Origin of the sequence: Vibrio sp. 10N.222.49.A3, assembly GCF_041475145.1 — a bacterium.
Lineage (GTDB): Bacteria > Pseudomonadota > Gammaproteobacteria > Enterobacterales > Vibrionaceae > Vibrio > Vibrio tasmaniensis_A.
Genome location: NZ_JBFRVM010000056.1, coordinates 15755 through 38608 on the forward strand (window position 1 = coordinate 15755; position 22854 = coordinate 38608).

The following is a 22854-nucleotide window of genomic DNA, read 5'->3' on the forward strand; positions in this document are numbered from 1 at the left end:
CTTTAGCTACAGTTTGGATAGATAGTGTACTGTAATTGTACCGATACTATTCAAAGCAAGCGACACTTTTTTAGCTTTAAAAAATATGTATGTAGAGGCATATAAAGATCAGTACAACTCTTTGAGTTTACGAGTAAGGGTATTTCTTCCCCATCCTAAAACTTTCGCTGCATCTTGTTTATGGCCATTAGTATGGTTGAGTGCGGCCTCTAATAATATACGTTCAAACTCGGGTAGAGCATAAGTCAGCAGCTCTTTTTCGCCGGAATCAAGCGCACTCTTGGCCCAATTAGCCAGCAGTTGTTGCCAATTACCATCAGTACCTTCGCTGATCACAACCTTCTCTTCCAACAACTCAGGTGGTAGATCCGAAGGGAGTATTTCGCTGCCGCTCGCCATTACAGTTAGCCAACGACAAATGTTCTCAAGCTGACGTACGTTACCCGGCCAATTGAGCTGATTGAGCTTCAGAATGGTCTCTGGGTGTAGTGTCTTCACTTCTACGCCAAGCTCTTCAGCGGCTGATGCTAGGAAGTGGTGAGTCAGCTTTTCAATGTCCTGTTTACGTTCGCGCAGTGCCGGAATATGGATTCGGATAACGTTGAGTCGATGGAAAAGGTCTTCACGGAAACCACCGTCATGTACTAAGCGCTCAAGATCTTGGTGGGTTGCGGCAACGATACGAACATCGACCTTAACCGCAGAATGTCCACCTACGCGATAAAACTGGCCATCAGACAGCACGCGCAGTAGTCGAGTCTGAATATCGAGTGGCATGTCGCCAATCTCATCAAGAAACAGAGTACCCCCGTTGGCTTGCTCGAAGCGTCCTTGGCGAACACTGTTAGCACCGGTAAAGGCGCCTTTTTCGTGGCCAAACAGTTCTGACTCGATGAGATCTTTGGGAATCGCAGCCATGTTCAGGGCGATAAAGGGCTTTTTCGCTCTTGGGCTGTGACGATGTAAGGCGTGTGCGACTAGTTCTTTACCTGTACCTGATTCACCATTGATCAGTACGGAAATGGATGACCGAGACAAACGACCAATGGCGCGGAAGACTTCCTGCATCGCAGGCGCTTCGCCAATGATTTCTGGCGCGTTGGTGTCTTCTACTGCTTCACTCGCCTGTTCTCGCTTTTGCTCTTGGCTGTGGGCGATTGCTCGTTCTACTAAAGTCAGTGTCTCATCGATATCGAACGGCTTAGGCAGATACTCAAAAGCGCCTTTTTGATAAGCATTGACCGCTGCATCAAGGTCTGAGTGCGCGGTCATAATGATCACTGGCAGGTCGGGAGAGCGTTGATGAACCTGATGCAAAAGCTCAATACCGTCAATGCCGGGCATGCGAATATCAGATACCAATACATCTGGCGTCTCGCGCTCAAGAGCAAGTAATACGCTCTCTGCATCAGCAAATGTTTCACACTTTATATCCGCAGATGAAAGTGTTTTCTCTACTACCCAGCGGATAGAGCTGTCGTCATCGACGACCCAAACGTATCCTTTACTCATAATTCAATTCCTTTGCAGCCAAATCTATTGTGATAATCATTGTTGTTTTTATTGTTCGGTATTCAGTGTTGCTAATGAAACGTTGTTTCCAGTGGGAGACCCAGCTTTGCTTATATCGGCAAATAAATCGTGAATGTGGTGTTGCCCGGCCAGCTTTCAACATCAATTTTCCCATTGTGTTGATCGATCAGGTTTTGAGATATCGATAGCCCTAGCCCTGTACCTCCTTCTCGTCCGCTGACCATTGGGTAAAACAGGGTGTCTTTCAATTCATCGGGGATACCCGGGCCGTTGTCGCAGATCTCAATGCGAGCGGCGAGTTTGTGTCGCTGACCATGAATGTTTGCTTGATGCACCGTTCTGGTGCGAATGGTGATTTTCCCTGATTCTTGAGCCTTCAGAATCTGAGCTGCGTTGCTCACTATGTTGAGCATGGCTTGTTCTACCTGTGCTGAATCCATCAAGATGTCCGGTAGGCTCGGGTCGTAGTCTCGTTCGATGATGAGTGTTGAGCCTGATTCTAGCTCGACGAGTTGCCTTACTTTTTCAAGTATTTGGTGAAGGTTCTCTTCCGATTTGGTCCCCGGTTTCTGTGGGCCAAGCAGGCGATCGACCAAAGCTCTCAGGCGGTCGGCTTGCTCAATAATGATCTGCGTATATTCATTAAGGGACTGATCAGGGAGCATTTTACCAAGTAGCTGCGCGGCTCCTCTTAATCCGCCCAATGGATTCTTAATCTCATGGGCTAATCCGCGCACCAATAGTTTAGCCGCTTGTTGTTGTGCGTGTTGGTTGAGCTCTTGGCTGAGGCGTCTTTGTTGGTCTATCTTGCGCATCTCAACCAATAACAGCGTTTCTCGCTGCCAAGAGATTGGGCTCACTGTTACCTCAAGCATTAGTGGGCGGTTATCAACCACAAAGGTAACGTCACTGTCGGTAATGCTCTGGCCACTTTGTAGCGGTTGAGTCAACAGCGCTAAATCCAGTGAGGCGTGCTGGATAAGTTGGCTCAGAGGGTGATCAACGATACGTCGTGCACTTTGCGAAAAGAGTTGTTCAGCCGCCGGGTTGGCATATCGGACATACAGTTGCTCATCGAGCATCAATGTTGAGGTCACCATATTGTCGAGAATGGCGCTGGAAAGATGATGTGTATCTATGCTGTCGCTTTTGGCTGATCGATTCACTATTTCGTCCTTGAACTGGTGTTTTTCTCACTGCACCAAATTGGTGCGAAGCTAAGTTCAAGTATGGCGCATATCAACCAGAAGCTAAAGATAATTCATTAGAGTTGCTGAAAGCTGCTTCGAACAGGTGAAAAGTAGAGGTAATTTGGCCTCTTTTAACACATTGGCTTACTTGAGCGTCGCTCGATGTAAATACACGGTGACTGGACTAGTAGATGCAATAAGCTTGCCGCTTCTATGTGCTTGAATTGCAATGGTGTGAGTGCCTCGATCGATACCTTTCAATTCCCAGTTAGGTTGGGTTTGTGGAGCGCCATAACGACGACCATCGAGCATCAGTTGCAACTGCTCTCCAATACCAAGCTTGCGGTTGAGTTTTATTTTTATTGGGATTAAGCCACGGTTGCTGCGGATGGTTTGATCATGAACTGGAGTCAGCATGCTGAGGGCTAACTGAGCGGGTACCTCTCGTTTCGTGTTATCTGTTTTTTTCTGAGCTTGAGCTGGTGTTGCCGTTTTACTTGTAGAGGGATCTGCAGCGTCAACAGGCGTTGAGGCCTCAAATTTAGGGGCTGGTGCGGAAGCTTGTACGTCAGGTAGGCGAAGAGCCTCCGCACCTTGATCGGTAGGGGTATCACTAAAGTGAAGCACACCATCCTCATCTTCCCAGGTGTACACCGTTTGAGCAGAGCACGAGAATGCGACTGTTAATCCGATTAGGAACAGTATGTTTTTCATATCGTTAGCCTCTTTCCACCGTTAGGTGTTTTCACGTTTGACGTTAGTTTTGTTATTGATTTTATTGTATTTATAGCAACAGCCTCTGAGGGCTTTGTTTAAGATATGGTACGAGGAAGCAGGGGGAGGGAGAATAGAAAAAAGGCCCGCCTGCGAGGCGAGCCTAATATTTTTTAGTGCTTCTTACATGTTGCAATAGCCTTTACTGCAGTAAGAATTACATGCTAACCGACTAAGGATTAAACTGAGTAGTACAGTTCAAACTCAAGTGGGTGTGTAGCCATGTTCACGCGCTGTACGTCGTCAGATTTCAGTGTGATGTAAGAATCGATGAAGTCGTCAGAGAATACGCCACCAGCAGTTAGGAACTCACGGTCTTCGTTAAGTGCTGCTAGAGCACCTTGTAGAGATTCTGCAACTGTTGGGATTTCAGCTGCTTCTTCTGCAGGAAGGTCGTATAGATCTTTATCCATAGCTTCGCCAGGGTGGATCTTGTTCTTAATACCGTCAAGGCCAGCCATAAGCATTGCTGAGTAGCATAGGTATGGGTTAGCTGCTGGGTCACCAAAACGTAGCTCGATACGACGTGCTTTCGGGCTTGGTACTACTGGGATACGGATAGAAGCAGAACGGTTACGTGCTGAGTAAGCAAGCATTACAGGTGCTTCGAAACCAGGTACAAGACGCTTGTATGAGTTCGTTGATGGGTTAGCAAATGCGTTGATTGCACGAGCGTGCTTGATTACACCACCGATGTAGTAAAGCGCCATTTCAGATAGGCCGCCGTACTTATCACCAGCAAACAAGTTTTGTCCATCTTTGTTCAATGACATGTGAACGTGCATGCCAGAACCGTTGTCACCAACTAGTGGCTTAGGCATGAATGTCGCTGTTTTGCCAAATGCGTGCGCAACGTTGTGTACAACGTACTTGTAGATTTGAGTCTCATCCGCTTTTGTTGTTAGCGTGTTGAAGCGAGTTGCGATTTCGTTTTGACCCGCAGTTGCAACTTCGTGGTGGTGAGCTTCAACAACTAGGCCCATCTCTTCCATTACTAGACACATTGCTGAACGGATATCTTGAGATGAATCGACAGGAGCTACTGGGAAGTAACCGCCTTTAACGCCAGGACGGTGACCTTTGTTACCGCCTTCGATGTCAGAACCTGTGTTCCAAGCTGCTTCTACATCATCAATTTTGAAGAAAGAACCAGACATGTCGTTTGAGAACTTAACGTCATCGAATAGGAAGAATTCTGGCTCTGGACCCACTAGAACTGTGTCTGCGATACCCGTAGAACGTAGGTATTCTTCAGAACGTTTAGCGATAGAGCGTGGGTCACGGTCGTAGCCTTGCATTGTTGCAGGCTCAAGGATGTCACAACGGATGTTTAGCGTTGCATCTTCTGTGAATGGGTCCAGTACAGCAGAAGCTGCGTCTGGCATCATTACCATGTCAGATTCATTAATGCCTTTCCAACCAGCTACTGAAGAGCCGTCAAACATTTTGCCTTCTTCGAAGAAGTCTGCATCAACTTGGTGAGAAGGAATAGAGATGTGCTGCTCTTTACCTTTTGTATCAGTAAAACGTAAGTCGATAAATTTAACTTCGTTCTCTTGGATCAGGGATAGTACATTTTCTACTGACATCTTGGATAACCTCCAGTGTTATTAATTCGGTATTAGCTCGATTCGGTTGAAACCAGCATTGATTAATGTCTATACGTGCATTAATCGATGCTGATTTATCTATAGCCAAAAACGTGCCAAAAAAATTATTCCATTAATTTCAATGATTTACTTTTTTTCTTGATTTGCGAACTCTGACTTTTGCACCAAAATGATCTTTGATTGCACGATATTGGTGCAATTATTTATCTGTGCACCAATATGAGACATAAGCGAACACCATTCAGCAATGAATTGTCTAAGTTGTCAATCCACTTTTGTTATTTTACCGGAGATTTGGTTGCCCACTTAGCGGGTGATACTTTTCGATAACCCTACGAATTAGTCGACTAGACACTGTACGGAACCAAAGTTAAGCGGATATGAATCGCTAATAAAGAAAAAAGCCTTGGTTCAGATCACATATTTCTGGGTTTTTGTCTAGAATCTGGTATATTATTGACCGTTTTTTAAATCAAGCTAGCGGTTATTATCCAAACTTTTGAGATAAGTGACGGCTACTTTTATGAGTGAATCGAGAATCCATGTCTACTCCACAGATTGATAAGTTAAGAAATATCGCGATCATCGCGCACGTTGACCACGGTAAAACGACTTTGGTTGATAAACTACTACAACAGTCAGGCACTCTTGAGTCTCGTGGTGAAGCTGAAGAGCGTGTCATGGATTCGAATGACATCGAAAAAGAGCGTGGCATTACAATCCTTGCTAAGAACACAGCAATCAACTGGAATGATTACCGCATCAACATCGTAGATACTCCGGGACACGCGGACTTCGGTGGTGAAGTTGAGCGTATCATGTCTATGGTTGATTCTGTTCTGCTTATCGTTGACGCAGTTGATGGCCCAATGCCTCAAACTCGTTTCGTAACGCAAAAAGCATTCGCACACGGTCTTAAGCCAATCGTTGTAATCAACAAGATTGACCGCCCAGGCGCTCGTCCTGATTGGGTTATGGATCAAGTATTCGACCTTTTCGACAACCTAGGTGCTACAGATGAGCAACTAGACTTCACCGTTGTTTACGCTTCAGCTCTAAACGGTTGGGCAACAATGACTGAAGGCGAAACTGGCGAGAACATGGAACCATTGTTCCAAGCTGTTGTTGATACAGTAGAAGCGCCAGCAGTTGACCTTGACGGTCCACTACAAATGCAAATTTCGCAACTTGATTACAGCTCTTACGTAGGTGTTATCGGTGTTGCTCGTGTTACTCGTGGTTCGGTTAAGCCAAACCAACAAGTAACTATCGTGAATGCTGAAGGCAAAAAACGTAACGGTAAAGTAGGTACTGTACTTGGTTACCTAGGCCTTGAGCGTCACGAAGTAGAACAGGCTAACGCTGGCGACATCATTGCAATCACAGGTCTTGGTGAGCTGAAAATTTCAGACACTATCTGTGACGTAAACACTGTTGAAGCAATGGAACCTCTATCTGTTGATGAACCAACAGTAACAATGACTTTCCAAGTAAACACTTCTCCGTTCGCGGGTAAAGAAGGTAAGTTTGTAACTTCACGTAACATCCTTGAGCGTCTTGAAAAAGAATTGGTTCATAACGTTGCACTACGTGTTGAAGAAACTGAAAGTCCAGACCGTTTCCGCGTATCAGGCCGTGGTGAACTTCACCTTTCTATCCTGATCGAAAACATGCGTCGTGAAGGTTTCGAGCTAGCAGTATCTCGTCCAGAAGTAATCATCAAAGAAGAAGATGGTCAGAAAATGGAACCGTTCGAAACGGTTACTATCGATGTAGTTGAAGAGCACCAAGGTGCGATCATGGAAAGCATCGGTCTACGTAAGGGTGAGCTAACAGATATGGCACCAGATGGTAAAGGCCGTGTTCGCATGGACTTCATGATGCCTTCTCGTGGTCTTATCGGTTTCCAAACTGAATTCCTTACAATGACGTCTGGTTCTGGTCTTATTTACCACTCGTTCGATCACTACGGTCCTTACAAAGGCGGTATCATTGGTCAACGTAACAACGGTGTTCTAATCTCGAACGCGACTGGTAAAGCACTGACTTACGCATTGTTCTTCCTTCAAGCTCGTGGTCGTCTATTTACAGAGCACGCTGATGAAGTTTATGAAGGTCAAGTAATCGGTATTCACAACCGTTCAAACGACCTGACAGTAAACTGTCTGAAAGGTAAGCAACTAACGAACGTTCGTGCATCTGGTACTGATGAAGCACAAGTTCTTTCTCCACCGATCAAGCACACTCTAGAGCAAGCTCTTGAGTTTATCGATGAAGATGAACTAGTAGAAGTAACGCCACTAAACGTACGTATCCGTAAGAAGCTTCTTACTGAAAACGAACGTAAGCGTGCAGCACGTCCAGCTAAGGCTTAATCGCCAGATGACTAGCTTCTAGCTATTCAAGCAATAGGTTTTAGAATAAATAAGAAAGCCCCGAGTAGCCTAGCTGCTCGGGGCTTTTGTTTTATGTGGTGTTAGAGTTGATACGGGTAAACGAGATGCGAGATACGAAAGGCGTTTAAGTATTCGTCATCCTCAAGAGGGAGGGACGACCGAGTTGGGGATCTAGCTTTTGATACCTAAGTAACGCTCAACGAATTGAAGCCGCTCATCGACTGATATAAATGGCACCTCGACAACCTCATAGCCAAGCTCTTGATAGACTCTGACTAGCGCGTGGTGAATGTCTAACGCTTCCTCAAACGGATAAGGTCTCACATCATCTTGTACGTAAATCGATGCCTCAGGACGACAGAACAAGACTTGTGAGTGGTAGCCTTGGCTCGCTTCTCGGTAGTTCGCATCAATCTCAAGATTAGCCTGAGCTAAGTAACCACAGATATCTGGAGTCGCACGGTCAAGAAAAGCAATTTGGTGCTGCTTCGCTTGCTCTTTTTGCTCGCTCATCACGTCTAAACACAAGCGAGCAAAGCCCGGTAGGTCTAACCAAGGTAAGATACCGTTCTCAAGTTGGCTCTGTTGTTCTATCAATTGGCGAGAGGATTCTGCGAAGGTTGGGTAACCTATGTCACCCAAGGCATTAATCAGAGTTGTTTTTCCGGCTCCGGGGCCGCCAGTAATAATGATAGGCTGCATGCTGTTGTTTCTCTGTAGTGCTACTTCTGGTTCAGTTGAGCCAAGAACTTATCCGATTCTGCTATCGCCGCATTCATCTGTTCTATCGCGTAGGCGATGTCTTTTTCTAAGCTCATAAACTCTCCCTGCAATGAACCAACGGCACTCGCATTGAGGTTGTGTTTGAGATAAAGCGTGTTGTCGCGAAGAGTGTTGAGTACCGGATCCATTTTCTTCTCAGCCCGTTTCATCGCTGACAGCATGGTCTGGTAAGATGATTTGGTTTCACGCAGCTTTTTCTCACTTGAACGACGCAGTGAATCGCTGGTGTAAAGGTCCAACTCTCCCTGCCACTCTGCAAATAGCGCATCCGACACATCTTCAATCGCAGCAATTCGGTCACTGACATTTTGTGCGGCTTTCTCACTGTCTTGGTATTTATCATTAATCTTGTTGTACATGTCTTCAAGGTCGCCGCCACTAAAATTAGTCAGGCTACTCAAAGCTTCAAGTGCGCTAGTAAACTCTTCCTGAGCGTCCTGTTGCGACTCTTTAGCGTCTTCCACTCTGTCGACCATAATGTCACGCTTGTGGTAACCCACTTGCTCCATTGCGGAGTAATAAGCTGATTGGCATCCAGTAAGAGTAAAAATAGAGAGGACTATAACTATTAAATAAGGCATCCTAGTTTCCTATAGTTAAATAATATCAATCGTAGTAAATAACTGCTCAACCTAGCTTGTTAAAATGCTCGATAACGGCGTTAGAGTTTTTGATTGTAGAATAACTACTTATCACAAAACTCTGCCTTGTTCTCAAGCCTTTTTCCTACGCTATTTTTGAACATTTACTTACTGTGATTAATATAACGGAATATTAATTAGGACTATGAACGAGTTACCAGGGAGTTACAAGTTGAAGATAAAAAAGGCAGCTACAGGAAGCATCCAGTTTTCCCGCTATCTTCTTACGCGGATGACGCACGATAGAGTTAATGTGAATGCGGGGTACTTGGCGTACATTACTTTGCTCTCGATCGTACCGATGTTGACGGTTTTGCTCTCTATTTTGTCGTCATTTTCAGTTTTTGCTGATGTTGGTTTAGTGATTCAAAACTTCGTTATTACCAACTTTGTTCCCGCTTCCGGGGACGCGGTGCATGGTGCTTTACTGGAGTTTGTTGCTAATACCGGCAAGATGACGGCGGTGGGCAGTGTGTTCTTATTCATTGCCGCTCTGATGCTGATCTCCAATATTGATAAAAACCTAAACTACATCTGGCGAGTAACGGAAAAGCGACGTGCTGTGTTGTCTTTTTCGATGTATTGGATGGTGCTAACACTTGGGCCTATTTTGATCGGAGCGAGCATTGCTGCAACGTCGTATGTGACATCATTAAACTTGTTACAAAACGAAGTCGTGTCGAGTGCTTTTAATACAGTGATTCGCAAGCTCCCTTTGATTACCTCATTCTTTGCGTTTTTCGGTCTGTATCTGTTGGTTCCCAACAAAAAGATTCACTTTTCTCAGGCGGCAGCTGGCTCTCTAGTGGCGGCTCTGTTGTTCGAACTCAGCAAGAAAGGCTTTGCAGCTTACATTACTCAGTTTCCGTCTTACCAGTTGATTTATGGCGCATTAGCGGCGATTCCCATTCTTTTTGTTTGGGTCTATTTGTGCTGGTTGATTGTGTTAGTGGGTGCTGAAGTGACGGCCGCGTTGGGCGAGCAGGAACAGTGGAGTGACTCTCAAGAAATGGTACACTCGTCGGATAAAGACAAAATTACAGAGCAAGGAAACAACAGTGATAGCACTGATCCAGAGAGTAAGTGAAGCTGCCGTCCGTGTTGATGGCGAAGTAGTGGGTGAGATTGAGCAAGGCTTATTAGTTCTGTTAGGTGTAGAAAAAGGTGATGACGAAGCCAAAGCCAAACGTTTGATGGAACGAGTGACCACTTATCGTGTCTTTGGAGATGAAGACGATAAAATGAACCTTAACGTGAAGCAGGTAGAAGGTAAGGTATTAGTGGTGTCTCAATTCACTTTGCCAGCTGACACCAAGAAAGGGACACGAGCTGGATTTTCTCGCGGTGCTCACCCAGAAGATGCAGAGCGTCTTTACAACTACTTCTCTGACCAATGTGAATCAGTGTTGCCAACGGAACGTGGCCGATTCGCAGCCGACATGAAAGTGTCTTTGGTTAATGATGGCCCAGTGACATTCTGGCTGCAGGTTTAGGCTTAAAGGAATAAGCATGTTTAAACTCATAACCCCGACCACCGAAAATCAACTGAACAAGTATTACCATTTTCGCTGGCAAATGCTCCGCGAACCTTGGCGAATGCCGGTCGGTTCAGAGCGCGATGAATATGACCCAATGAGTCACCATCGCATGATTGTTGATGGTCGAGGTCGCCCGATGGCGATTGGTCGTCTCTATATCACCCCAGATCTAGAGGGGCAGATTCGCTATATGGCGGTGAAGAACTCTCGCCAAAGCAAAGGCATGGGCTCACTTATCTTGGTTGCGCTAGAGTCACTGGCACGCCAAGAAGGGGCGAAGCGTTTGGTGTGTAATGCTCGTGAAGATGCGATCTCATTCTATGAGAAGAATGAGTTTGAGCGTCGTGGTGAGATTAACGACCAACGCGGGCCTGTGCGTCACCAACAGATGGTAAAACCTCTTGATCCGATGGCTGATGTACTGCGCAAACCAGAATGGTGTAATGAGCTTCAACAGCGCTGGGAGCATCAGATCCCGATCAGTGACAAGATGGGCATCAAGATTAACCAATACACGGGTTATCAGTTCGAGTGTAGTGCTCAGTTGAATCCAAACCTTAACCCTCATAACACCATGTTTGCTGGCTCAGCCTTTACCTTGGCGACCTTAACCGGTTGGGGTATGACTTGGCTACTAATGAAGGAGCGTGGGTTGACTGGTGATATCGTACTAGCAGATAGTAATATTCGTTATCGTCATCCAGTTGAGCAAAATCCAGTGGCATCCACGTCATTGGATGGGATCAGTGGCGATTTAGATCGCCTCGCGTCTGGCAGAAAAGCTCGTATCATCATTCACGTGACCATTAACAGTGGCGACGTGGAGGCGGTTGAGTTTACAGGAACCTATATGCTGATACCTGACTACAAAAAGAGATTATCAATAGAATCCAACGTAAGCATATAGCTGACAATGGCTAGCAGATAAAGATACAGATAGAAGGCGCTACTCTTGTGGAGTGGCGCTTTTTTGTTGGCAGTCGTTAATCTCGGAATATTCAGCTTGGGTGAGCTTTCCTGATATTTGGTGGCATGGGTCGGATAGTGAAATAGAGAGAGTGTGTTGCTCTGCTTTTAGCAAGTCGAGCTCCCCAGACATTTCGCCATTTAACGTTTGAATCCTTTGTTCGCTTTGCTCTGCTGCCGATGCACCAATAATGTGCACTGGTTCAAGTGTGAAGCGTCCACGGTCAAAATTCGCATTGAGCTCTGGGATTTCAAATACGTTATCAGTCGATGTTTCAGAAAGCTTATCATTAAAGGTCATCACACCTTGGCGAACGCTACCAGTGAGTTGACCTGTTGTGGAATAGCCGAGCATTAATGAATCGCCGTATAAACCCGCAGCTTGAAGTTCAAATTCGCCATAACCGGTTGCGTCGAGCGGTAGTTTAAGTTGCTGTAACATGGGTGCTATCGGTAATCCATCGGCAGAGATCTCTAAGCTCCATGGCTTACTGATTTGGTTAAAATCGAGCGTTGCATTGGCTTCAATGTAGCCATTCCTGAGTGGCGCAAACAGACGTGTCAGCGTCCATTTCCCTTGCTCGCTATTCATCTCAACCACAGGCTGTGCGCTGAGAATATTTTGGTAGCTGGCATCATTGGCGCTCGCCATCAACTTCCCTTGCCACAGGCCCAGTTTTCTATCTTGCAGCAGTTGAACTTGATGCCCCTCGACATGTAATCCTGAGACCTGCCAGTAAGGCTTTTGTGCGAGTTGGATAAGTTGGCTGCGTTCTATGTTAATTCGGCTGATTTCGACATTCTGGAGCTGCGTGAGCCAAGGTATCAAGCGAGTGGCGGGTAGAGGCCTATCTTGGCTTTCCGTAATCCACTTTATACCTTGCAGGTCGAGCTGTGCTAATTGAATGCTGTTAGGGGTTACTTTGCCATTAAGTTGAACAGTGCCCTGTAGGAATTGAGTATAGAAGTCTTCAATCAGAATCTGGTTCGGATCTAAATTGAGCTTGATACTTGGCTCGATGAACATGTCTTCATCAATGGTCACTCCCTCTGCTTGCAGAGAGAAAATGGCTTTCTGTTGCTTCCACAGCTCAAAAGGCAGTTGGATATTTTCTAGTGAGGCATCAAAAGCTGCGAGGTGGCCGTCTTGCCACTCTACATCGGTACGCAGAATATCTAAGCTATTGATGTGATTGATCTGAATACCTGCCACATCCCACTCTTTGCTTAGTAGGCTTTGGGTCTGTTTCTGATTGAGTCGTAAGCCATCGACGGTCACATTCACCAACGACCAATCTTGCTGATACTGCTCTGCTTGACCAGAAATTTTGGCACCACGCCAGTCAAACGAAGCGCCATACAGGGTGCTATCACTTGGTTTAAGATCTAGGTCAATCAACAGGTTATCGAACGCTTCGCCTTGCCAATACAGCTGTGAAGCAGAAAGTTGGGTTTTTCCATAAGGTAGAAGTGAGTTGTCGTTGTTCCACGTTGGGTCGGAGATCTGAAGATCGATGCCTCGCGCGTTAAAGTCTGGGGTTGAAAAGTCGAGATTGTTGATGGCCAGCTGGTGGATCTTAATGCTTGGCTGGGTAAATAAAGAGGCGAGCGTTTCTAGGTCGTCGGCTTCTAACTGCAGTCCGCTGATCAATACTGAGTCCAAAACCAGCTTAGTTTCAAGAATAGAGTCTGAGCTGAACCAAAGGTCAACCTTGTCGATATACAGCGGTGTTTGTTTTTCAGGTTGGCTTTGGGTAATGCCCATTAAGGTGATGTGATAAGGCGCCTGGTACTCAACATCTTCAATGAGCACAGGTTGTTCAATCGCATGTTTGATAAAAAAGTTAGTAACATCCGCGCGGTATTGGGTTTGCAGGCTTAATAGCAATGCTGCGATAGTTGCAACGGCGATAGCCAACGCAATGCCGAACACCATGAATACCTTTTTCATTCCCTGAAAGCCTTAAATTTCAATCGTCTCAAAACAGAGTGGAACAAAAAGGGACAAGCAGCAACAAAAAAGCCCCTCAAAAGAGGGGCTTGCTACAAAAATATCACTTTAAATTGGGCGTTCGCTTTTAGCTTGGCCCGAGCAGATGTTGGGTTAGTCCAGTTGAGGGCCAGCCGCAACCAGTGACTTACCTTCAGCGTTGTCTGTGTACTTATCAAAGTTGTTGATGAAACGCTCTGCTAGATCTTTCGCTTTGCTTTCCCATTGTAGTGGGTCAGTGTACGTGTCACGTGGATCAAGAATCGCTGGGTCAACATCGTGCAACGCTAGTGGTACTTCTAGGTTAAACATAGGGATAACCTTAGTCTCAGCGTTGTCGATTGAGCCATCTAGGATAGCGTCGATGATGCCACGAGTATCTTGGATTGAGATACGTTTGCCTGTGCCATTCCAACCTGTGTTCACTAGGTAAGCTTCAGCGCCCGCCGCTTCCATACGCTTCACAAGTACTTCAGCGTACTGAGTTGGGTGAAGAGTTAGGAATGCTGCACCAAATGCCGCAGAGAACGTTGGTGTTGGTTCAGTAATACCACGCTCTGTACCTGCTAGTTTCGCAGTGAAGCCAGATAGGAAGTGGTACTTCGTTTGCTCTGGAGTCAGTTTAGAAACAGGTGGTAACACACCAAATGCATCAGCAGTCAGGAAGATAACCTTTTGAGCGTGACCGGCTTTTGATACTGGCTTAACGATGTTGTCGATATGGTGAATCGGGTAAGAAACACGAGTGTTCTCGGTTTTTGAGCCGTCATCAAAATCGATAGAACCATCGCCACGAACCGTTACGTTTTCTAGTAGCGCATCGCGACGGATAGCATTGTAGATTTCAGGTTCTGCTTCTTTAGATAGGCGAATGGTCTTGGCGTAACAACCACCTTCGAAGTTGAAGATACCATCGTCATCCCAACCGTGCTCATCATCACCGATTAGCTCACGCTTAGGATCGGTTGATAGGGTTGTTTTACCGGTACCTGATAGGCCGAAGAAAATCGCTACATCGCCTTCTTCACCGACGTTAGCACTACAGTGCATTGAAGCAATGCCTTGCAGAGGAAGTAAGTAGTTCATCATTGCGAACATGCCTTTCTTCATTTCACCGCCGTACCAAGTACCACCGATGATTTGAACGCGCTCTGTTAGGTTGAAAGCAACGAAGTTTTCAGAGTTTAGCCCCTGCTTTTCCCAGTTAGGGTTAGTTGTTTTAGCACCGTTCATTACCACGAAATCAGGTTCGAACGTTGCTAGCTCTTCGTCTGTTGGACGAATGAACATGTTCTTAACGAAGTGCGCTTGCCACGCTACTTCAGTAATAATACGTACACTTAAGCGCGTATCAGGGTTAGCACCACAGTAACCGTCGATGACAAACAGGCGCTTGCCAGATAGCTGAGTTGTCACAAGCTCTTTAAGCTCATCCCATACTTCAGTTGTAATCGGTTTGTTGTCGTTTTTGCCTTGATCTGACCACCACATGGTATCGTGCGTGGTGTCATCTTTAACAATGTACTTATCTTTTGGTGAGCGGCCAGTAAAGATACCAGTGTCAACCGCAACAGAGCCTAGTTCCGTTACTACGCCTTTTTCGTAGCCTTCCAAACCTGGCAGTGTCTCTTCAACGAATAACTGCTCGTAGCTAGGGTTACGAAGAACTTCAGTAACGCCAGTCAGTCCGTGCTTAGTTAGATCAATTTGTGCAGCCTTAGTATGTTCCATAACGGTCATAGGTGCTCCTTGTAGGATATTTTGTAGGGATTTTGTATTAATTTTTTATTGTTATCTGCTCACCATGCTAGCAACGAGGCTCGGGGGAAACAGGGATATAGCTCAAAAAATATCCATATTAACCATGGGGTTTTAAGCGCCTCATCACATATTGGCCTGACTAGTCTATCCTGTACGCAAACCTTTGCGCTAGAGGAGAGAACATTATTAATTGATTAAAATTAAGAGGTGATTTTATTACGAGATGTTACGGAGTTTGCGATATTTTGATCACAAAAAAGGCCAGCGTTGTGCTGACCTTTTTGGGGTAAATTACGTGTTTTTGGTACGCCGTAAATTAATGAACCGTATTGCTGCCTTTATCTGCTGCTTCTGCATACAGAGCGTCAACATCATTCTTGTCGAACGAGTAGTTTGTGCCACAGTAATCGCAGTGTAGAGCAACGCTACCTTCCGTGCTAAGAATGTCGTAGATCTCTTCTTGAGCGACAGTAATGATAGCGGCACCGCTTCGGTCACGTGAACAACCACAGAAGAATTCAACCGGTTGTGGTGTGAACAGTTGTACTTTCTCTTGGTTGTACAAACGGTAAAGCAGTTCGTTTGCTTCTAGAGTGAATAGCTCTTCATTTTTAACTGTGTCAGTTAGCTGCTCTAGGTGCTCGAAGTCGTCTGGCGTACCGGTGCCGTCTGGCATCACTTGTAGCAACATACCAGCAGCGTGTGCTTTACCTTCATGCTCGCCCGTGCGCAACCATAGACGTGTCTTTAGCTGTTCAGAGTTTGCGAAGTAACCTTCAAGGACTTCAGCTAAAGTGTCACCTTCAAGACCAACGATACCTTGGTAACGCTCACCTTTCTTAGGATCGATAGTGATCACTAGGTGACCTTTACCTATTAGATCGTGCAGGCCAGCGTCGTCGGCAATGTCACCATCAAAGCGAGCAACGCCACGGATCTTCTGATCGTTATCGCCATTAATAACAGCGAGAGATACAGGGCCATCACCTTGCAGTTGCATCGTGATAGAGCCTTCAAACTTTAGAGTCGCTGTTAGTAGCGTCGTTGAAACCAGTAGCTCACCCAACAGCTTTTGTACTGGCGCTGGGTATTCCTTGCTAGAAATAATCTGTTGGTACGCTTCGTCCATCTGTACCAATTCACCACGAACTGATAGGTCTTCAAATAGGTAGCGATTTAAAACATTACTTGTAGACATTGGGTTGGCCATTTGGCTATTCCTTCTAGCTTATTGAGTCTTGAACTTGATGATGTCACGACGTTGCTTTTTATCTGGGCGACGTTCTGGTGCTGGGCTATGAGCGTTCAGTTTACGTTGTGTTGCAAACTCTTCTCTCTTTGCCAAGCTCTCGGTGGTTTCTTCATAGAGGGTTTGAGCTATAGGAGCTCCACCACGATGGGCCGAGATTTTCTCGATTGTCACCGTCTTTTCTTCATTACCTTGGCGCAGGGTAATCACTGCTCCAAGTTCGACAATTTTACTTGGCTTGCTGCGCTGACCATTATAGTGGACTTTGCCACCATCGACCATGTTGCGAGCAATAGACCGGGTTTTGTAAAAACGAGCTGCCCACAACCATTTATCGAGTCTGACAGCTTCATTAGCAGTTTTCATATAGGGCTGTGCCTTATTAAGTGAGAAATGAATGCGGTTTAACTGTAATGAACAGTGCGCAACATGTTTTTGATGATGCTTATCACATTAAGTAGAAGCTTAAAGTGGAGGCGGTTAGCATTTTTTTCAAGTCATAATACAAAATAGCCATGTTATGCCGATTTATCGATTTGCTATGATATAGTTCAGGATCTTATTGCTTAAATAAGCTTGGTATCGAACGAATGAATAAAAAAGCTGAAAGTTTAATGATTTGCAGCGTTTGTCGTCATGAAAAGGGACTAGGAAAGTGAACTTTTTAGAGCTCAAAAATCGCGTAGGGAATTCTCCTATGTTGAGCCGCTTATTAGAGAATGGATTTGTACTTCAGCAGAAACTAAGCTTAGCGATCTGTTGTGTATTGATTGCAGCTTCCGCATGGATTTTAGGACAGCTTGCATGGTTTATCGAACCTGCTGAGCAAACTGTCGCGCCTTGGGCAGCAACCGCTTCATCATCTTCAGCACCTCAATCGACCCTTGATATCTCTTCTTTGCAGCAGAGCAACATGTTTGGTGCTTACAACCCAAGCACGCCCGCAGTGGTTGAACAGCAAGTTATCCAAGATGCGCCTAAGACGCGATTAAATCTCGTTTTAGTGGGTGCAGTAGCGAGCTCGAATCCAAAACTGAGCTTAGCGGTGATCGCCAATCGCGGCACGCAAGCGACCTACGGAATTAATGAAGAGATTGAAGGCACTCGAGCCAAGTTAAAAGCGGTATTAATCGATCGCGTTATCATTGATAACTCAGGTCGAGACGAAACCTTGATGCTTGAAGGTATTGAGTACAAGCGTTTAGCTGTCTCAGCCCCTGCGCCACCTCGCGCTTCTTCTTCGGTTCGTGGTAATAACCCTGCTTCAGCAGAGCAAAAGCTAGATGAAATTAAAGCGAAGATAATGAAAGATCCGCAACAAATCTTCCAATATGTTCGACTGTCTCAGGTGAAACGCGACGATAAAGTGATTGGTTATCGTGTGAGCCCTGGCAAAGATTCAGAACTTTTTAACTCTGTTGGGCTCCAAAACGGAGATATTGCCACTCAGTTAAATAGACAAGACCTGACAGACCCTGCTGCTATGGGCAACATATTCCGTTCTATCTCAGAGCTGACAGAGCTAAACCTCGTCGTCGAGAGAGATGGTCAACAACATGAAGTGTTTATTGAATTTTAAAACTTTGCGTCTAACGAAGGACGAAAGTGTAGGAGAAGTACGTGAAGCATTGGTTTAAGAAAAGTGCATGGTTATTGGCAGGAAGCTTAATCTGCACACCCGCAGCCATCGCGAGTGATTTTAGTGCCAGCTTTAAAGGCACTGATATTCAAGAGTTTATTAATATTGTTGGTCGTAACCTAGAGAAGACGATCATCGTTGACCCTTCGGTGCGCGGAAAAATCGATGTACGCAGCTACGACGTACTCAATGAAGAGCAATATTACAGCTTCTTCCTAAACGTATTGGAAGTGTATGGCTACGCGGTTGTCGAAATGGACTCGGGTGTTCTTAAGATCATCAAGGCCAAGGATTCGAAAACATCGGCAATTCCAGTCGTTGGAGACAGTGATACGATCAAAGGCGACAACGTGGTGACACGTGTTGTGACGGTTCGTAATGTCTCGGTGCGTGAACTTTCTCCTCTGCTTCGTCAACTAAACGACAATGCAGGCGCGGGTAACGTTGTGCACTACGACCCAGCCAACATCATCCTTATTACAGGCCGAGCGGCGGTAGTAAACCGTTTAGCTGAAATCATCAAGCGTGTTGACCAAGCGGGTGATAAAGAGATTGAAGTCGTTGAGCTAAAGAATGCCTCTGCGGCAGAAATGGTACGTATTGTTGATGCGTTAAGCAAAACCACAGATGCTAAAAACACCCCTGCCTTCCTACAGCCTAAATTAGTTGCCGATGAGCGTACCAATGCAATTCTTATCTCAGGCGACCCTAAAGTACGCAGTCGTTTAAGAAAGTTGATTGAACAGCTTGATGTGGAAATGGCGACTAAGGGTAACAACCAAGTTATCTACCTTAAATACGCAAAAGCGGAAGACTTAGTCGATGTGCTGAAAGGCGTGTCTGACAATCTGCAATCAGAGAAACAAACATCAACTAAAGGCAGTTCATCGCAGCGAAACCAAGTGATGATTTCCGCTCATAGTGATACTAATTCGTTGGTGATTACCGCACAGCCAGACATCATGAACGCGCTGCAAGACGTGATCGCTCAACTCGATATCCGTCGTGCTCAAGTTTTGATTGAAGCCTTAATTGTTGAAATGGCAGAAGGTGACGGCGTTAACCTAGGTGTGCAGTGGGGCAACCTAGAAACGGGTGCCATGATTCAGTACAGCAATACCGGTGCATCGATTGGCGGTGTGATGGTAGGTCTAGAAGAAGCAAAAGACTCGACAACAACTAAAGCTATTTACAATAAGGATAATAAGTTCCTACGTAATGAAACCACGACAAAAAAGGGTGACTATTCAACCTTGGCTTCTGCACTGTCTGGTGTTAATGGTGCAGCTATGAGCGTGGTCATGGGTGACTGGACTGCCTTGATCAGTGCGGTAGCAACCGATTCAAACTCAAACATTCTGTCTTCTCCAAGTATTACGGTGATGGATAACGGCGAAGCGTCGTTTATCGTTGGTGAAGAGGTTCCTGTTTTAACCGGTTCGACAGCGGGTTCAAGTAACGACAACCCATTCCAAACGGTTGAACGTAAAGAAGTGGGCATCAAGCTTAAAGTGGTGCCACAAATCAATGAAGGTGACTCGGTTCAACTGCAAATAGAACAAGAAGTATCGAACGTATTAGGGGCAAACGGGGCCGTAGATGTTCGTTTTGCTAAGCGTCAGCTAAATACGTCAGTGATTGTTCAAGATGGTCAAATGCTGGTGTTGGGGGGCTTGATTGACGAGCGTGCACTGGAGAGTGAGTCTAAGGTCCCATTCTTGGGTGATATTCCTGTTCTTGGACACCTGTTCAAATCAACCAGTACTCAGGTTGAGAAAAAGAACCTAATGGTATTTATCAAGCCAACCATTATTCGGGATGGCATGACTGCAGATGGTATCACACAACGCAAATACAACTTTATCCGTGCTGAGCAACTGTACAAGGCAGAGCAAGGCTTGAAACTGATGGATAACGATAATATTCCAGTACTTCCTAAGTTTGGCGATAGCATGAATCATCCTGCTGAAATCCAAGCCTTCATCGATCAAATGGAAGCAGAATAATGGCTGAATTGGTAGGGGCGGCACGTACTTATCAGCGCTTGCCGTTTAGCTTTGCGAATCGCTACAAGATGGTGTTGGAATATCAGCACCCGGAGCGCGCGCCAGTACTTTATTATGTTGAACCTCTGAAATCGGCGGCGATCATTGAAGTGAGCCGTGTTGTGAAAAATGGCTTCACGCCACAAGCGATCAGCGCAGACGAATTTGATAAAAAACTGACGGACGCGTATCAGCGTGACTCGTCGGAAGCTCGACAGTTAATGGAAGATATTGGTGCCGACAATGACGACTTTTTCTCGTTAGCGGAAGAGTTGCCACAAGACGAAGACTTGCTTGAATCAGAAGACGACGCACCGATCATCAAGTTAATTAATGCGATGTTGGGTGAGGCGATTAAAGAAGGCGCTTCGGATATTCATATCGAAACCTTCGAAAAGTCACTGTCGATCCGTTTCCGTATTGATGGTGTGCTGCGCGATGTATTAGCACCAAGCCGTAAGTTGGCTCCGCTGTTGGTTTCGCGTGTCAAGGTTATGGCTAAGCTGGATATTGCGGAAAAACGCGTGCCACAAGACGGTCGTATTTCTCTACGTATCGGTGGCCGAGCGGTTGATGTGCGTGTATCTACCATGCCTTCTTCACACGGTGAACGTGTGGTAATGCGTCTGTTGGATAAAAACGCCACTCGCCTAGATCTACACAGTTTGGGTATGACGGCAGAGAACCACGAGAACTTCCGTAAACTTATTCAGCGCCCACACGGTATTATCTTGGTTACCGGTCCTACGGGTTCGGGTAAATCAACGACCTTGTACGCTGGCCTGCAAGAACTCAACAGTAACGAACGCAACATCCTTACCGTTGAAGACCCAATCGAATTTGATATTGATGGTATTGGTCAAACACAGGTAAACCCTAAGGTTGATATGACCTTTGCGCGCGGCTTACGTGCGATTCTTCGTCAAGATCCCGATGTGGTAATGATTGGTGAGATCCGTGATTTAGAGACTGCTGAGATCGCTGTTCAAGCCTCTTTGACGGGTCACTTGGTCATGTCGACTCTTCACACCAATACGGCAATCGGTGCGATCACGCGTCTGCGTGATATGGGCATTGAACCTTTCTTGATCTCTTCTTCTCTGCTGGGTGTTTTGGCTCAGCGCTTGGTTCGTACTCTGTGTAACGACTGTAAAGAACCTTACGAAGCCGATAAAGAACAGAAAAAGCTGTTTGGTATGAAGAAGAAAGAGAGCCTCACACTTTACCATGCAAAAGGTTGTGAAGAGTGTGGCCATAAAGGTTATCGAGGTCGTACCGGTATTCATGAGCTACTGATGATTGACGATTCGGTACAAGAGCTGATTCACAGTGAAGCTGGAGAACAGGCAATTGAGAAAGCGATTCGTGGCACAACCCCAAGTATTCGAGATGATGGCTTGAGCAAAGTTCTGAAAGGGGTAACGTCCTTAGAAGAAGTGATGCGAGTGACTAAGGAAGTCTAGTATGGCGGCATTTGAATACAAAGCGCTGGATGCCAAAGGTAAGAGCAAAAAGGGCTCGATTGAAGCGGATAATGCTCGTCAGGCTCGCCAACGTTTAAAAGAACAAGGTTTAATGCCGGTTGAGATGACCGAAGCTAAGGCGAAAAATGCGAAAGGTACTCAGCCTTCGACCAGCTTTAAGCGTGGTATCAGTACGCCAGATCTTGCGTTGATTACTCGTCAAATATCCACGCTCGTTCAATCAGGCATGCCGCTAGAAGAGTGCTTGAAAGCGGTCGCTGAGCAGTCTGAAAAGCCACGTATTCGAACTATGTTACTGGCAGTCCGATCTAAAGTGACAGAAGGTTACTCGCTAGCGGATAGCTTGTCTGATTATCCATACATCTTCGATGAACTGTTTAGGGCCATGGTTGCGGCGGGTGAGAAGTCTGGTCACTTAGATGCGGTATTGGAGCGACTGGCCGATTACGCAGAAAATCGTCAGAAGATGCGCTCTAAGCTGCTACAAGCGATGATCTACCCTGTGGTGCTGGTGGTGTTTGCGGTGACGATTGTTTCGTTCCTGTTGGCAACCGTGGTACCTAAGATCGTCGAGCCTATTATCCAAATGGGCCAAGAGCTTCCTCAGTCGACACAATTTTTATTGGCATCGAGTGAATTTATCCAGAATTGGGGCATCCAATTACTGTTGTTGATCATTGGTGTGATTGTGTTGATTAAGACCGCGCTAAAAAAGCCGGGTGTTCGCATGAACTGGGATCGCAAACTATTAAGTATTCCGCTGATCGGCAAGATTGCGAAAGGGATCAATACCTCTCGTTTTGCACGAACACTCTCAATTTGTACCTCGAGTGCGATTCCAATCCTTGAAGGGATGAAGGTCGCGGTTGATGTGATGTCGAATCAACATGTGAAACAACAAGTATTACAGGCTTCAGACAGCGTTAGAGAAGGCGCAAGCCTACGTAAAGCGTTGGATCAAACCAAACTCTTTCCACCGATGATGCTGCATATGATTGCCAGTGGTGAGCAGAGTGGTCAGTTGGAACAGATGCTGACAAGAGCGGCAGACAACCAAGACCAAAGCTTTGAGTCGACGGTCAATATCGCGTTAGGCATTTTCACCCCAGCGCTTATCGCGTTGATGGCCGGTTTGGTGCTGTTTATCGTGATGGCGACACTGATGCCAATGCTTGAAATGAACAATTTAATGAGTGGTTAACCTACTGCTCATCAGGCGTTAGTTTTTGGATTATCGAGAAGAAGGGCATTATTA

General features: G+C 45.8%; 18 protein-coding genes. 8 read left to right on the forward strand and 10 right to left on the reverse strand.

Annotated elements, in window-relative coordinates; all coding sequences use genetic code 11:
* Positions 1–108: 108 nt before the first annotated feature.
* The 4 genes from glnG to glnA form a co-directional block, all read right to left on the reverse strand.
* Positions 109–1512 carry a nitrogen regulation protein NR(I) gene (glnG, locus tag AB4589_RS11695; RefSeq protein ID WP_009848040.1) on the reverse strand — a complete coding sequence of 468 codons (1404 nt, stop codon included), beginning with the start codon at positions 1510–1512 and terminating at the stop codon, positions 109–111.
* 110 nt (positions 1513–1622) lie between these two features.
* The gene (gene glnL, locus AB4589_RS11700) at positions 1623–2699 is read right to left on the reverse strand and encodes a nitrogen regulation protein NR(II) (RefSeq protein ID WP_017099571.1); all 1077 of its coding nucleotides are present in this window, start codon (positions 2697–2699) and stop codon (positions 1623–1625) included.
* Between the two features lie 168 nt (positions 2700–2867).
* Positions 2868–3437 carry a DUF4124 domain-containing protein gene (locus AB4589_RS11705; RefSeq protein ID WP_012602998.1) on the reverse strand — a complete coding sequence of 190 codons (570 nt, stop codon included), beginning with the start codon at positions 3435–3437 and terminating at the stop codon, positions 2868–2870.
* Positions 3438–3676: 239 nt separating this feature from the next.
* Entirely contained in the window at positions 3677–5086 is a 1410-nt protein-coding gene (glnA, locus tag AB4589_RS11710; protein WP_009848037.1) for a glutamate--ammonia ligase, read from the reverse strand.
* Between the two features lie 563 nt (positions 5087–5649).
* Here glnA and typA point away from each other — a divergent pair.
* Positions 5650–7482 carry a translational GTPase TypA gene (gene typA, locus AB4589_RS11715; RefSeq protein WP_009848036.1) on the forward strand — a complete coding sequence of 611 codons (1833 nt, stop codon included), beginning with the start codon at positions 5650–5652 and terminating at the stop codon, positions 7480–7482.
* A gap of 192 nt (positions 7483–7674) precedes the next feature.
* Here typA and AB4589_RS11720 read toward each other — a convergent pair whose 3' ends face one another.
* Positions 7675–8205 (reverse strand): AAA family ATPase, encoded by a 531-nt coding sequence (locus AB4589_RS11720; protein ID WP_372100549.1) that lies wholly within the window; start codon positions 8203–8205, stop codon positions 7675–7677.
* Positions 8206–8225: 20 nt separating this feature from the next.
* A complete protein-coding gene (locus tag AB4589_RS11725) occupies positions 8226–8867 on the reverse strand; it encodes a DUF2959 domain-containing protein (protein ID WP_017099256.1) in 642 nt (213 codons plus the stop codon).
* Between the two features lie 205 nt (positions 8868–9072).
* Here AB4589_RS11725 and AB4589_RS11730 point away from each other — a divergent pair, with 205 nt between their 5' ends.
* From AB4589_RS11730 to AB4589_RS11740, 3 genes are read left to right on the forward strand one after another with little or no spacing between them, the layout of a single operon-like run.
* Positions 9073–10014, forward strand: a complete 942-nt coding sequence (locus AB4589_RS11730) for a virulence factor BrkB family protein (RefSeq protein ID WP_372100550.1) — start codon at positions 9073–9075, stop codon at positions 10012–10014.
* On the forward strand, positions 9986–10420 hold the full coding sequence (dtd, locus tag AB4589_RS11735; RefSeq protein ID WP_004735590.1) for a D-aminoacyl-tRNA deacylase: 435 nt from the start codon (positions 9986–9988) through the stop codon (positions 10418–10420). Before AB4589_RS11730 ends, dtd begins: the two co-directional genes overlap by 29 nt.
* 16 nt (positions 10421–10436) lie before the next feature.
* The gene (locus tag AB4589_RS11740; RefSeq protein WP_372100552.1) at positions 10437–11372 is read left to right on the forward strand and encodes a YiiD C-terminal domain-containing protein; all 936 of its coding nucleotides are present in this window, start codon (positions 10437–10439) and stop codon (positions 11370–11372) included.
* Between the two features lie 39 nt (positions 11373–11411).
* On the opposite strand, the gene AB4589_RS11745 is transcribed toward AB4589_RS11740, so the two are convergent.
* The 4 genes from AB4589_RS11745 to hslR all read right to left on the reverse strand — a co-directional run bounded on the left by AB4589_RS11745 (position 11412) and on the right by hslR (position 16797).
* On the reverse strand, positions 11412–13382 hold the full coding sequence (locus AB4589_RS11745; RefSeq protein ID WP_372100554.1) for an AsmA family protein: 1971 nt from the start codon (positions 13380–13382) through the stop codon (positions 11412–11414).
* Between the two features lie 153 nt (positions 13383–13535).
* Positions 13536–15161: a phosphoenolpyruvate carboxykinase (ATP) gene (gene pckA / locus AB4589_RS11750; RefSeq protein ID WP_372100556.1), complete on the reverse strand. Its 1626-nt coding sequence runs from the start codon at positions 15159–15161 to the stop codon at positions 13536–13538.
* A 337-nt stretch (positions 15162–15498) separates the two neighbouring features.
* Positions 15499–16392 carry an Hsp33 family molecular chaperone HslO gene (gene hslO, locus AB4589_RS11755; protein ID WP_009848029.1) on the reverse strand — a complete coding sequence of 298 codons (894 nt, stop codon included), beginning with the start codon at positions 16390–16392 and terminating at the stop codon, positions 15499–15501.
* Positions 16393–16410: 18 nt separating this feature from the next.
* Complete coding sequence (gene hslR, locus AB4589_RS11760; protein ID WP_371707173.1) at positions 16411–16797, reverse strand: ribosome-associated heat shock protein Hsp15; 387 nt, start codon at positions 16795–16797, stop codon at positions 16411–16413.
* 331 nt (positions 16798–17128) lie between these two features.
* Here hslR and gspC point away from each other — a divergent pair, with 331 nt between their 5' ends.
* Genes gspC through gspF form a run of 4 tightly spaced genes read left to right on the forward strand, consistent with a single transcriptional unit; the run spans position 17129 to position 22800 of the window.
* Positions 17129–18010 carry a type II secretion system protein GspC gene (gspC, locus tag AB4589_RS11765; RefSeq protein ID WP_372100558.1) on the forward strand — a complete coding sequence of 294 codons (882 nt, stop codon included), beginning with the start codon at positions 17129–17131 and terminating at the stop codon, positions 18008–18010.
* Positions 18011–18051: 41 nt separating this feature from the next.
* Complete coding sequence (gspD, locus tag AB4589_RS11770; protein WP_372100560.1) at positions 18052–20076, forward strand: type II secretion system secretin GspD; 2025 nt, start codon at positions 18052–18054, stop codon at positions 20074–20076.
* Positions 20076–21578 carry a type II secretion system ATPase GspE gene (gene gspE / locus AB4589_RS11775; RefSeq protein ID WP_009848025.1) on the forward strand — a complete coding sequence of 501 codons (1503 nt, stop codon included), beginning with the start codon at positions 20076–20078 and terminating at the stop codon, positions 21576–21578. The genes gspD and gspE overlap by 1 nt, the downstream gene beginning before the upstream one ends.
* Before the next feature lies 1 nt (position 21579).
* Positions 21580–22800, forward strand: a complete 1221-nt coding sequence (gene gspF / locus AB4589_RS11780) for a type II secretion system inner membrane protein GspF (protein WP_371707170.1) — start codon at positions 21580–21582, stop codon at positions 22798–22800.
* The last annotated feature ends 54 nt before the right edge of the window (positions 22801–22854 follow it).

Coding starts and splice junctions, on each gene's coding strand:
- glnG (WP_009848040.1), bottom strand. CDS start 1,512: ATGAGTAAAGGATACGTTTGGGTCGTCGATGACGACAGCTCTATCCGC.
- AB4589_RS11705 (WP_012602998.1), bottom strand. CDS start 3,437: ATGAAAAACATACTGTTCCTAATCGGATTAACAGTCGCATTCTCGTGC.
- glnA (WP_009848037.1), bottom strand. CDS start 5,086: ATGTCAGTAGAAAATGTACTATCCCTGATCCAAGAGAACGAAGTTAAA.
- typA (WP_009848036.1), top strand. CDS start 5,650: ATGTCTACTCCACAGATTGATAAGTTAAGAAATATCGCGATCATCGCG.
- AB4589_RS11720 (WP_372100549.1), bottom strand. CDS start 8,205: ATGCAGCCTATCATTATTACTGGCGGCCCCGGAGCCGGAAAAACAACT.
- AB4589_RS11725 (WP_017099256.1), bottom strand. CDS start 8,867: ATGCCTTATTTAATAGTTATAGTCCTCTCTATTTTTACTCTTACTGGA.
- AB4589_RS11730 (WP_372100550.1), top strand. CDS start 9,073: ATGAACGAGTTACCAGGGAGTTACAAGTTGAAGATAAAAAAGGCAGCT.
- AB4589_RS11740 (WP_372100552.1), top strand. CDS start 10,437: ATGTTTAAACTCATAACCCCGACCACCGAAAATCAACTGAACAAGTAT.
- AB4589_RS11745 (WP_372100554.1), bottom strand. CDS start 13,382: ATGAAAAAGGTATTCATGGTGTTCGGCATTGCGTTGGCTATCGCCGTT.
- pckA (WP_372100556.1), bottom strand. CDS start 15,161: ATGACCGTTATGGAACATACTAAGGCTGCACAAATTGATCTAACTAAG.
- hslO (WP_009848029.1), bottom strand. CDS start 16,392: ATGGCCAACCCAATGTCTACAAGTAATGTTTTAAATCGCTACCTATTT.
- hslR (WP_371707173.1), bottom strand. CDS start 16,797: ATGAAAACTGCTAATGAAGCTGTCAGACTCGATAAATGGTTGTGGGCA.
- gspC (WP_372100558.1), top strand. CDS start 17,129: ATGTTGAGCCGCTTATTAGAGAATGGATTTGTACTTCAGCAGAAACTA.
- gspE (WP_009848025.1), top strand. CDS start 20,076: ATGGCTGAATTGGTAGGGGCGGCACGTACTTATCAGCGCTTGCCGTTT.
- gspF (WP_371707170.1), top strand. CDS start 21,580: ATGGCGGCATTTGAATACAAAGCGCTGGATGCCAAAGGTAAGAGCAAA.